This is a genomic window from Levilactobacillus enshiensis, from assembly GCF_007115095.1.
Lineage (GTDB): Bacteria > Bacillota > Bacilli > Lactobacillales > Lactobacillaceae > Levilactobacillus > Levilactobacillus enshiensis.
In genome coordinates, this window is record NZ_SULH01000001.1 from 281211 (window position 1) to 291341 (window position 10131).

Consider the following 10131-nt stretch of genomic DNA (forward strand, 5'->3'; position numbering starts at 1 on the left):
TCTAAATCTCGACATAGCGTTAGAAAAAAATTTAAACCATGAAGGAAGCTGGATAGATCGTGAAGAAAATTTTAGCCATTCATACTGGCGGAACCATTTCGATGTCGCAAAATGATCAGGGAGAAGTTGTGCCCAACGCGAAGAACCCAATTGCCCAAGAAGAGACCATTTTAGCTGGGCGGGTACAGTTGATTACCGATGAGATGTTCAATCTCCCGTCGCCCCACATGACCCCAGTGGAAATGTTGAAGATCAAGCAACGCATCGACCAGGCAGAAAAGGACGGTATCGATGGCGTCGTCATCACTCACGGGACGGATACGCTGGAAGAAACGGCTTATTTTCTAGACCTGACACTGCCCAACACGATTCCAGTTGTCGTGACGGGGGCTATGCGCTCGTCTAACGAGGTGGGAACCGATGGCTTGTACAACTTCCGTTCCGCCATTGAAGTGGCCGCAGACGACGCCTCTCGTGGCAATGGCGCGATGGTCGTGATGAACGATGAGATTCACACGGCGCGTTACGTGACCAAGACGCATACGACTAACGTGGCAACGTTCCGCACGCCAACTTTTGGTCCGATTGGTATCGTTGCCAAGGATCACGCCGTTTACTTCCAAAAGTTGATCAATCAGGATACCTGTGATATTGACCATGTCATCGACCACGTTTATCTGATCAAGGCATATGCGGGGATGGATGGGAGTTTGTTCGATTTCCTCGATAACGACCAGACAGCAGGGGTCGTCATTGAAGGCTTGGGGGCGGGAAACTTGCCACCCAAAACGTTACCAGCAATTCAACGACTTTTAGACCGGCAGATTCCTTTAGTTCTGGTGTCGCGGTGTTATAATGGCGTCGCCGAAGACATTTATGACTATCAGGGCGGTGGTATCGAACTGCGCAAGATGGGGCTGATGCTGTGCCAGGGCTTGAACGGCCAAAAAGCGCGGATTAAGCTACTGGTTGGCCTCAGTGCCGGTCTGCAGGGCGATGACTTGAAACAGTTTTTAAGTACGGCTGTTTCTTAATGGGATGACAACTGCCTTGACGGGCTATTTCGGTCAATATATGGTAAGATTTTCAGATAAGATAAAGGGGGTCGTCATGTGAATTCAATTGTGAATGATTTAAACCGGGCATTGGCCCAGCAGTTACTGGTCAACGTTTACCAAACGAACCAAGAGGTCGTGTACACCGGCTACGTGACGACGGTCAGCGATACGGGGATTATCCTCGCCACGTATGATGATTATGGCTTGCCAGATGGCGCCGTTTTTCTCGCACTGGACGTGATCGATGAAGTCGAGTTCTCTAGTGATGATCTCGACAACATGACCTTTCGGATTCAGACGGCCAAGGAAGAGGCCTTTATCAAAGCGGGGGGCTTAACGCTTCACTTTGACGAACGGCGTGACTTACGGCGCCAAGTGCTGAGTCACGCTTGGGTCGATCATCTGGTCGTGATGTTGGTGGTTGCCAATGACGAGCATTTTTACGAAGGCTTAGTCACGGCGGTCGCAGCTGATCAGATTACCGTGCAGTTGTTAAACAAGTTTGATTATAGCGACCAACCTGAGCTGAAATTAAAGCCTGATGATATTCAGGTGCTTGAGTTTCAGGGCCAGGAATTAACGCTTCAAGGCATCGCGGCCACGCGCTTACAACGACTCAAGCACGTTGAACCAGTCAACGTTGAGGATCAGGCGCAGATTCCAGACACCTTGCGCCAGTTAGCGGGTAAAGATCCGTTGGTTGCCTTAGTGCCAGAACAGGATCAAGATCTGTTCTTCGTTGGCCGGATCAATGTGGTCACGGCGGATGCCGTCATCATGAATCTGGTCGACATGACCGGTCAATTTGGTGGGTACACGGTGATGCGGCTGTCTGAGATTCACGCGGTCGTCATTGAGTCAGATTACCTGCAAACGATGCGGTTGTTCTCACTGCTTAATCGTTCGCGGCAACATCAGATCCAACCCGTCTTGAACGATGAGCGGTTGTTCGACCCCACGGTGGACCAGTTTACCGCGCGGTTGACGCAGGCTGCCACGTTCCGGACGATTATTCGGCTGAAATTTCACGATGGGAGCAACCAGCTGGGATATCCCAGTCAGGTCGGTGGTGAACGGTTCATTTTCCACGAGGTCGAAGATAATCAATTGGATCAGGTCGGCCAGGTGTACCGAATTACTGACGTCGATGAGATCGCGTTTGGGTACTTGGACGCTTATCTCGTTGAACGCCAATTACGCGTTGAAGGCGACTTATAGTCGTTAACTTGGAACCCGGAAGTTACCGGGCTCCCTACATAAGGAGTTGACAAGATGCAGTGGCACAAGCTTCCGCGTTGGTTACGCGACACACTTTCTGTCGTGGGCGCGATGTCCGTTTTGTTGATCGTCTACGATGGTTTCTTTGACAAGCATCCCAATTGGGCCTTGGTGCCACTCCAGATTGTCTTAGCGCTGGTGGCCGTGGCCGCGTGGAGCTACTTTAGTTACCGCAGCCAGGCAAAACGTAAATTAGCTGAGCAGGCTAAAGCCGCCGCTGCAAAACAACGAGCCGTTGAACAGGAAAAACAGCGCATTGCGGCTGAGAAGCAGGCGGCAGCGACGCGTGAGAAAAACTTAGAACGAAATCAAACGCACCAACAACGGCGCAGATAGGAGGAAAACGGATGGCGACGAGTGAGTTGAAATTTTGTCCCCACTGTGGCGCAGCGGTCACACCCCGTGATACCGTTTGCCCCCAGTGCCAAACGGACTTGACGTCTTACCGTCAACCCAGTACGGTGGCCAAGTCTTCGCAGAAATTGAATTTATCTTCGTTGTACGCCAATCCGTACCGCGAGGGGATGAAACGGCTGCACGACCGTGATGGGGAGACAACTCCCAAGAAACGGTGGCACTGGCCGTGGTCAAAGGAGTAATCACATGGCAGAGTTTACAGTTTTGCGGGGTGACATCACCCTGAGTCAAGTTGACGCCATCGTTAATGCAGCCAACACGACACTTTTAGGTGGCGGGGGTGTTGACGGTGCAATTCATCGGGCAGCAGGTCCCGAATTGTTTGAGGCGTGTGTGCCGTTCAACGGCTGTCCAACGGGAGAGGCACGAATCACGCCGGGATTCAAGTTGCCCGCTAAATGGGTGATTCATACGCCGGGACCCGTTTGGCATGGCGGACAGGAGCACGAGGCCGAGCTACTGGCGAACTGTTACCGGAATAGTCTGCAGGTTGCGATGGCCCACGATTGCCGGACCGTTGACTTTCCGTCGATCAGTACCGGCGTGTATGGTTATCCATTGGATGAAGCGGCAGCCGTCGCGACACAGACGATTGCCACGGTCTTGGGGCACACGACGACACTGGAGCAGGTTCGCTTAGTGGCATTTGACGATGCCACGGCCACAGCCTACAGAACGGCGTGGGCGAACTTGGTAGATTAAGACACAAAAGAGGCCATGACGATGATGTCATGGCCTCCCAAAGGGCCTGGGAAGTTATTCTCAGGCCCCATTGTTCGTTAAGGCTTGGTGGAGATGTAGCTCTTCAGGGAACTTTGTTCGTCACTGGTGGGATCTAACTCACCAGTTTTGATCGCGTGAAACCGTTCAACGGAGATTCGCGACCCAAACGCCATTTCACCGTCAGTTTTGTCGTATTTCTTTTGGTAGGCGATGATTGCTTCAGCCAAATCACTTAATTCTTGACTCATTTAATATCCCTCCAAATGGTAAATCCTAATGACTGCTTAAGTTCATTATACTAAACTTTTTTAAAAGCGGTGAAATTAGTCCCGATATCTATAACTTTTTTCCGATTTTACTTGATGAACGGCGGAAAATTGCGTAAACTAATACCCAATATGATAATTGGCGCGCTGACTGTTAAATTTATTTATCGTAATTGTTAACACAACTTTTTATTTCTGTCACCGTTTTGTGATAGTAAACGATTAAGCTAGTTGTTAGATTTAGTCGTGAAGCTAATTAATGAGGTGACAGGATGAATTTAAAGCGCGTCATTGGGACTCTGACGACGGCCGTGATATTATTAGCAGTGATTAGTGGTCTCTCGTGGTTTACAATGGGGAAGAGAACAATCACCCAATCAACAACACAGCCACGAATCGTAAGGTCAGCGACTCATGTGCATCCGCAGCCAGCATCAGCGGAATAACTTGCGGAATTTATTTCCGCCCCGAAGTCGGGCAACCGGCTGTTTCACTTAAACGATGGTAATCATAATGATTACATGACTACAGTCACTTGTAGTTTATCAAGCAGGAAGTCAGGTCAGCCCTCGGGCTGGCCTGATTTTCTTTTATCGGTTATGTGGGACGACGTTTTAGCAGTATAAGGCAAAAACAAAATCGGCCTTTTCAGAACTTGATTCTGGAAAAGCCGATTTTGAGTTGTGTTCCATTTTTTCTGATACTTTGACCATTTAAACGATTAGAAATGAAACCATTCACTTTGATGCTTACGGATGTCACTGCGAATACCGAAGAAGTAGATGAGAAATGCTGCTACGGCAATTCCGATGATGATCGTCCACAACCATGCATGAGTATGAATGAACGTGAAGTAGGCAAAGCCCAACGTACTCAAGCCGATCATCCCGAGTGTGAATGGCAGGTGCTCACTGTGAATGAACGCCACGGCCAGTCCCAAGACGACGGCCCCACCGAACATGTCATCACCACTGCCCCGGGTTCCCAACCCGTTAAACAGGGCGTACAGCTCAATCAACATGCCTAGAATCAAGGCTAAGTAACCAAAAAATTGAACGAACGTTAATCGTCGTAAAGCTTTCATCAACGACACCACCTTCTCTTTTGCGGTGTCCTAATTATAGCGCATTAGTGCGAGGTTGAAAAACGCGACGATGCTGCTGTGTCAGGTAACGACCAATCCTCGTGATCCAAGGCCATTTGCCAAAAGTTGAGTTCATACCAACTACTCTTTTCGAAGGCCGCCAGCAGTTGCGGGGTGTTCTCTGGCGTTGCAACGTGATTCGCTAACGCCAGTTGATCCGTCATACTGTTGGTATAGTCTTCAGCATTGTAGGTGTCGATCCAAGCCTGATAAATAGGGACGGGTGATCCTTGATTGGCCAGTGACTGCCCAATCTCGGCATACAGCCAGTAACAAGGCAGGAGTCCGGCCACTGCACCAGCGGGGCCATGTGTCAGGAGTTCACGGTAGAGATGACTCGTGTAGGCGTAGCCAGTGGGCGCTACGGGTGTTGCGGCGACCTCTGCTGGCGTAATCTTCAAGCGGTCGAAGAAGTCCTGACGAATGGCGACTTCACCTTGGCGTAAATGTTCCGCACCGGCGTGGAGCTGTTTGGCGACCAGCGAATCATTGCTTTGATCCGCTGCGAGGTCGTGAATGGCACCGAAATCCTTTAAATAGTAGTGGTCTTGGATCAAGTAGTAGCGAAAAGTGGCTAAGGGCAGCGTGCCGGCCTGTAGTTGTTGAATGAACGGGTGGTGCTTGGAAGCATCCCAGCAGGCTTTAGTCGCGGCGTGGGCTTGGTCAGTAAACATTGAAAGATCTCCTTTGAAATTGGTTTAAGTGAAGATTAGCGTAGGCCACTGAAGAGGCCGACTTGGACGAGTAATAGGGCACCGCCGAAGAACCACCAGTCGCGGGCAACTAAAGGAATCGTCAGTGCGTGCGTTCGGGGTGCGCCCTCAACAAAGCCGTGTGAAGTCATGGCAGCGGCGAGTTGGTCTGACCAATTCATGGCCGCCAAGATGACCTTGAAGTACAGTTGGGGTGACCAGAAATGTAAAATTTGACCACGCATCATGGCTGCTGCTTTGATGGTCGCGACCTCGGCTTTGATCTTGGGCATCAGGTTGAAGGCCGCTAAAAAACCATAGGCAAATTTAGCGGGTAATTTGGCATTTTGTTCCAGTGACCGGGTCAGCATCAGGGGGTCGGTTGTCTGAGTGAAGAGGCCACCCATATAGACGTAGACGAATAGTCGCGTGAAGATGACCAATAGGAAATGTGGTGAGGCGCTGCCCCGTAAGGAGAGTGACCAGACCAGTGTACTGGAGAAAAAGAGGGGAACTAACGTCAGGTACAGCAACCGCTTGAACGAGACGTGGTTGATCAACATGAGGATCAGGCTAACCACAATCAATGCCACATTGACCGTCCACACTTGAGCGAAGGAGACTTCGAGTGCGATGAAGACAGTCAGGGCTAATTTTAAACTCGGGTTCATTCTGCGGCCCCCTCATACGTTAGGTGTTGTTGATCTAAATGTAGGTGTAGCGTGATCAGATCGTCCAGGCCACTCAATTGATGACTGACCATAATCAACGTTAACTTGAGGTCACGTTGAGCCGTCGTCAAAATCTGCATAACGACTTGAATGGACGCAAAGTCGAGGCCTTTCAAGGGTTCATCCAGCAAGAGTACGTCTGGTGCCATGATCAACATGCAGAGCAGCTGAAGCTTCTTTTGCTGGCCACTACTCAATGAGTAAATGACCTGCTCAGCGTGGTCGGCCAAATTCAGTTGGGTTAGTAAGTCCTGCACGCGCTCAGCCGTGAAGTAGTCGGCGTTGCCGAAACGTCGGGAGAGGTCTAGTTCTTCAGTTACGGTGACGTTTAAAAATTGGGCCGTTGCTGACTGAAACATCAGGCCGACCTCGCGAGCATAACGTTTGCGTGATAACTTTTGAATGTTGGTACCGTCATAGGTCAAGGTGCCTTGATATTTGCCCAGGCGAACCAGGGCGCGGAACAAGGTAGACTTGCCGCTACCGTTGGGACCGGTGATCAACGTCGCCCGATGCGCAAAGAAGCTGAGATCCTGTGGCTGAATCAGTTGGCGCTTCCCCTGAGCGATGCCCAACTGACTCCCCTGCAAGCTGACGGTCAACGCAGAACTTGGCTGGGTCACGTGGGTCAACCGGAGTTGTTCCGGTGTGAAGGCGGCAAACCGTTGTTGTGTTTGTTCGGTCGATAGGAGGGTCACCTTGCCAGTGTCCAAGACGGCCAGATGGTCGACCCATTCGTCATAACCACTCAAATCGTGGTCCGCTAAAATGATGGTTTTCCCGCGTTGTGTGCACAGGGCCACCAGTTTTTGGAGCAAGGTCAGGCGGGTGGGTGGATCGATGCTGGCAAAGGGTTCATCGAGGAGGATGACATCGCTGTCCATGGCAACGATGATGGCCAGTGCGACCTTTTGTTGTTCGCCACCAGACAGTGCCATTAGTGAACGGTCCTTGAGGTTGGTAATCCCAATGAAAGCTAGTGCCGCATCAATTTTACCGGGTATGGCGGCGGGATCGACACGCTGATTTTCCAAGGCGAATCGCAGTTCATTGACTACGGTGTCCATGGTGAATTGCGTGCTGGGTTCTTGAAAGAGCATGGCAACGGTCGCAGCCCGTTTTCCGGGTGCAATCGCACTGAGGGGGTTACCGTCAAAGGTAATCGTGTTTGGCGTTGGTAAGGGGGTTAGTCCGGCAATTAAACGCAAGAGCGTGGATTTACCGCCACCAGAAACGCCCGTTAACAGGGAAAACTTACCCCCGGGAAAGGTGACAGCTAGGTCGTCGAGAACGGGCCGTTGCCGCTGGGGGTAAGTGAATGTGAGTGAATTTACAGTTACGGTGGCCAAATAGGTTCCTCCAATTAATGAGTGGCATTAGGTAAAACGTGGGCGCGGACCAGTAAGTTATTGATCAGCTTGGTCAAGACGCCACCAAAGACGAAGACGGAGGCAAAACGCACGGCAAACAGCAAGAGTAAGAATGGCACGTGGTAGGCTGCATAACCGCTACGGAAGAGGTCCCAAGTGAAGGTGACGATCGTTGTGGTCAGCGCGGTAAGCACCAAGGTTGACCAGGTGTAGCGCTTGTAACCGGTAAAAATGAAACCCAATTCGGAACCAAAACCTTGGACAACACCAGAGATCAGCGTACTGGCTCCCCAGATACCGCCGAGAAACATTTCAACGACGGCCCCTAGTAATTCACCCAACGTTGCCGCACCGGGAATCCGGATGATAAATCCAGCCAATGGTCCAGCCATGACCCAGATCCCTAACAAGAGTTCGTTTGCTAATGGTGACAGACCGAATGGCGCCAGTGCTGCGGCCAAAACCGTGTAGAGGGGCCCGATGACCCAGAAAATAACGCCCATAAAGATTGCTAAAATAGTAACCAGAATAATATCGCGGATATGCCAACGTTTCATGAATGATGCCTCCTAAATTTTGGTGACTGGGGTTACCAAAACGAAAAAAATCCCCACTAAGTTGATAGTGGGGTTCATTGATAGCTTAAAAGTACGCGTTCCCTTCGCTGGTATTAACCAGAGCAGGTTCAATGGGTTTGATCTCAGCCGCGATGGCACCCCAGTCGTATTTGATTACCCCTAGCGTAACCAATTTACAGGTGAAATGCAACCGCTAACGGCGACAATCGAATCGAGGCGCTAATAGATTTAACCGCGAAAAGATGGCTACTCAGAACATTGTCAGGGTAGATTAGTCGTCGCGGATGAAAAGGTCGATTAGCAGGTGCTTTTCCTTGGGAACGTGGGTTTAGAGATGGGACTAGTGGAGAATCGTGGCTGATTTCTAAACGCGCTTAGTGCTGGATTACGGCCAGATTACGAGCCCAACAAGCAGGTTACAAAGTACGGATTTACCTTGTTTATCGTCTTACTAGCGTGGTAGTGTAGTTGATGAACATTTAAAACTAGGGTTTAAAGAAGAGAGGATACCTATTCATTATGGGATTATCAAAGTTTAAGGGTGCTGTGATTGCACTGCTACTGACCACCACACTGGGAACAGCCGTTGGCACGCAGGTGACGGCGCAGGCAGCAACTTATACCACAGTTTCTAGCAAGTCGGTGACCAAGACGGCTTACCACAAGAAGAGTACGAGCGGCGCTATTTATAACCAGTCGCACAGTAGGAAAGTTGCTAATCTGAAGACGTATCCCTATACGACTTGGTACGTGACCAAGCACGCCACGTTACGGCACGGCAATTCCAAGGGTGTTTACTATTACGTCCAAAATACGGCTGGTAGCGTCAAAGGCTGGGTTTGGCATGGCTACCTGAAGAAGGGGAAGTCACCGTTTGGCCTGAAATACGCGAAGAGTGCAATTGCCATGAACTATACAACTGGCAAGGCAGTTTGGTCTAAAAATGCCAACACTGCCCGCCCGATTGCGTCCGTCTCCAAGATCATAACGCTTTATTTGGTCTTGAAGAAGGTCAACGGGAGTGCCGCAACTTGGAATCAAGTCGTCGATACCAGCAGTCGCGGGCTCATTTCCATGAGTCAAAACTCGTCTGTTGGGGGCTTTGTCTTCCATACCGGTCACAAGTACACGGTCAAGGAACTGTATGATGCTGCGCTGCTAGATTCGTCAAACAATGCTGCCATTGCTCTGGGCAAGTGGGTCGCAGGCAGCAACGCCGCATTTATCCAGCAGATGAATGCACAGGCTAAGAGCTGGAACTTAGGCAAGGCCCACTTCGTCTCCGCTTCCGGGTTGGAGAACAGTGACCTGCGTCCTTACGGTTATGCCTATGGGAGTGCCAATGCCAATATGGTTTCGGCTAAAGACGTGGCCTTGATTGCGCGCCACCTGATCAAGGACTATCCGCGTGTCCTGACAGATGGTGCCGTTGGGTCGAAGACGGTTGATGGTCAATTGTGCTACAACTACAATAACCTGTTATCAGGCCGCAAATACGCGCAAGCTTCCCTGAACGTTGATGGTTTGAAGACCGGTTACACGCCACTGGCTGGCTACTGCTTTGTCGGGACCGGTAAGATGGCGGGGAAACAACGGGTCATCACGGTCGTCTTACATGACGAAAATGAATTTACCGAAACACGCTCTTTAATGAATCATGCTTATAAGAGCAGCAGTATGGCTGAGTAAGCTTAGGCAACTTGGTGGTCTGGTCGCCTTACCGGTCGGCAGATATGAGCTGGATCGGTGCGAATACAACTTGAAGCCTCGAAGGTCACGAGTCTACAAGCTTGGTTTTCTACTAAGCCAGTAAGAAAATCACTTACTGACTAAGTAGAACGACGCGCCTGAGCTCATATCTGCCGACCTCTCGG

Annotated in this window: 12 protein-coding genes and 1 riboswitch; of the genes, 6 read left to right on the forward strand and 6 right to left on the reverse strand. The window is 50.5% G+C overall.

What is annotated here, in order from left to right; all coding sequences use genetic code 11:
- The first annotated feature begins 56 nt into the window (after positions 1–56).
- From FAY32_RS01310 to FAY32_RS01330, 5 genes are all read left to right on the forward strand, one after another.
- The gene (locus FAY32_RS01310; RefSeq protein WP_318635481.1) at positions 57–1034 is read left to right on the forward strand and encodes an asparaginase; all 978 of its coding nucleotides are present in this window, start codon (positions 57–59) and stop codon (positions 1032–1034) included.
- Positions 1035–1112: 78 nt separating this feature from the next.
- A complete protein-coding gene (locus tag FAY32_RS01315; protein ID WP_143461540.1) occupies positions 1113–2276 on the forward strand; it encodes a hypothetical protein in 1164 nt (387 codons plus the stop codon).
- A 54-nt stretch (positions 2277–2330) separates the two neighbouring features.
- Positions 2331–2672 carry a hypothetical protein gene (locus FAY32_RS01320; RefSeq protein ID WP_143461542.1) on the forward strand — a complete coding sequence of 114 codons (342 nt, stop codon included), beginning with the start codon at positions 2331–2333 and terminating at the stop codon, positions 2670–2672.
- Between the two features lie 11 nt (positions 2673–2683).
- Complete coding sequence (locus tag FAY32_RS01325; protein ID WP_143461543.1) at positions 2684–2935, forward strand: zinc ribbon domain-containing protein; 252 nt, start codon at positions 2684–2686, stop codon at positions 2933–2935.
- A 4-nt stretch (positions 2936–2939) separates the two neighbouring features.
- A complete protein-coding gene (locus FAY32_RS01330) occupies positions 2940–3455 on the forward strand; it encodes an O-acetyl-ADP-ribose deacetylase (protein ID WP_143461545.1) in 516 nt (171 codons plus the stop codon).
- Positions 3456–3532: 77 nt separating this feature from the next.
- On the opposite strand, the gene FAY32_RS01335 is transcribed toward FAY32_RS01330, so the two are convergent.
- The 6 genes from FAY32_RS01335 to FAY32_RS01360 all read right to left on the reverse strand — a co-directional run bounded on the left by FAY32_RS01335 (position 3533) and on the right by FAY32_RS01360 (position 8236).
- Positions 3533–3724, reverse strand: a complete 192-nt coding sequence (locus FAY32_RS01335; RefSeq protein ID WP_125687897.1) for an LBP_cg2779 family protein — start codon at positions 3722–3724, stop codon at positions 3533–3535.
- Between the two features lie 739 nt (positions 3725–4463).
- Positions 4464–4826 (reverse strand): hypothetical protein, encoded by a 363-nt coding sequence (locus FAY32_RS01340; RefSeq protein WP_143461547.1) that lies wholly within the window; start codon positions 4824–4826, stop codon positions 4464–4466.
- Between the two features lie 44 nt (positions 4827–4870).
- Positions 4871–5560, reverse strand: coding sequence for a thiaminase II (gene tenA / locus FAY32_RS01345; protein ID WP_143461549.1), 690 nt, complete (start codon positions 5558–5560; stop codon positions 4871–4873).
- 35 nt (positions 5561–5595) lie between these two features.
- Positions 5596–6249, reverse strand: a complete 654-nt coding sequence (locus tag FAY32_RS01350) for an energy-coupling factor transporter transmembrane component T family protein (RefSeq protein ID WP_143461551.1) — start codon at positions 6247–6249, stop codon at positions 5596–5598.
- A complete protein-coding gene (locus FAY32_RS01355; protein ID WP_143461553.1) occupies positions 6246–7658 on the reverse strand; it encodes an ABC transporter ATP-binding protein in 1413 nt (470 codons plus the stop codon). The genes FAY32_RS01350 and FAY32_RS01355 overlap by 4 nt, the downstream gene beginning before the upstream one ends.
- 14 nt (positions 7659–7672) lie before the next feature.
- Positions 7673–8236, reverse strand: a complete 564-nt coding sequence (locus tag FAY32_RS01360; RefSeq protein ID WP_143461555.1) for an ECF transporter S component — start codon at positions 8234–8236, stop codon at positions 7673–7675.
- An 81-nt stretch (positions 8237–8317) separates the two neighbouring features.
- Positions 8318–8409: riboswitch (TPP riboswitch) on the reverse strand.
- Positions 8410–8776: 367 nt separating this feature from the next.
- Here FAY32_RS01360 and FAY32_RS01365 point away from each other — a divergent pair.
- Positions 8777–9946, forward strand: coding sequence for a serine hydrolase (locus FAY32_RS01365; RefSeq protein ID WP_143461556.1), 1170 nt, complete (start codon positions 8777–8779; stop codon positions 9944–9946).
- The last annotated feature ends 185 nt before the right edge of the window (positions 9947–10131 follow it).

Bases quoted from the DNA above. Each gene is read 5' to 3' on its own strand.
- FAY32_RS01320 (WP_143461542.1), top strand. From the start codon at position 2,331: ATGCAGTGGCACAAGCTTCCGCGTTGGTTACGCGACACACTTTCTGTC.
- FAY32_RS01325 (WP_143461543.1), top strand. From the start codon at position 2,684: ATGGCGACGAGTGAGTTGAAATTTTGTCCCCACTGTGGCGCAGCGGTC.
- FAY32_RS01330 (WP_143461545.1), top strand. From the start codon at position 2,940: ATGGCAGAGTTTACAGTTTTGCGGGGTGACATCACCCTGAGTCAAGTT.
- FAY32_RS01335 (WP_125687897.1), bottom strand. From the start codon at position 3,724: ATGAGTCAAGAATTAAGTGATTTGGCTGAAGCAATCATCGCCTACCAA.
- FAY32_RS01340 (WP_143461547.1), bottom strand. From the start codon at position 4,826: ATGAAAGCTTTACGACGATTAACGTTCGTTCAATTTTTTGGTTACTTA.
- tenA (WP_143461549.1), bottom strand. From the start codon at position 5,560: ATGTTTACTGACCAAGCCCACGCCGCGACTAAAGCCTGCTGGGATGCT.
- FAY32_RS01350 (WP_143461551.1), bottom strand. From the start codon at position 6,249: ATGAACCCGAGTTTAAAATTAGCCCTGACTGTCTTCATCGCACTCGAA.
- FAY32_RS01360 (WP_143461555.1), bottom strand. From the start codon at position 8,236: ATGAAACGTTGGCATATCCGCGATATTATTCTGGTTACTATTTTAGCA.
- FAY32_RS01365 (WP_143461556.1), top strand. From the start codon at position 8,777: ATGGGATTATCAAAGTTTAAGGGTGCTGTGATTGCACTGCTACTGACC.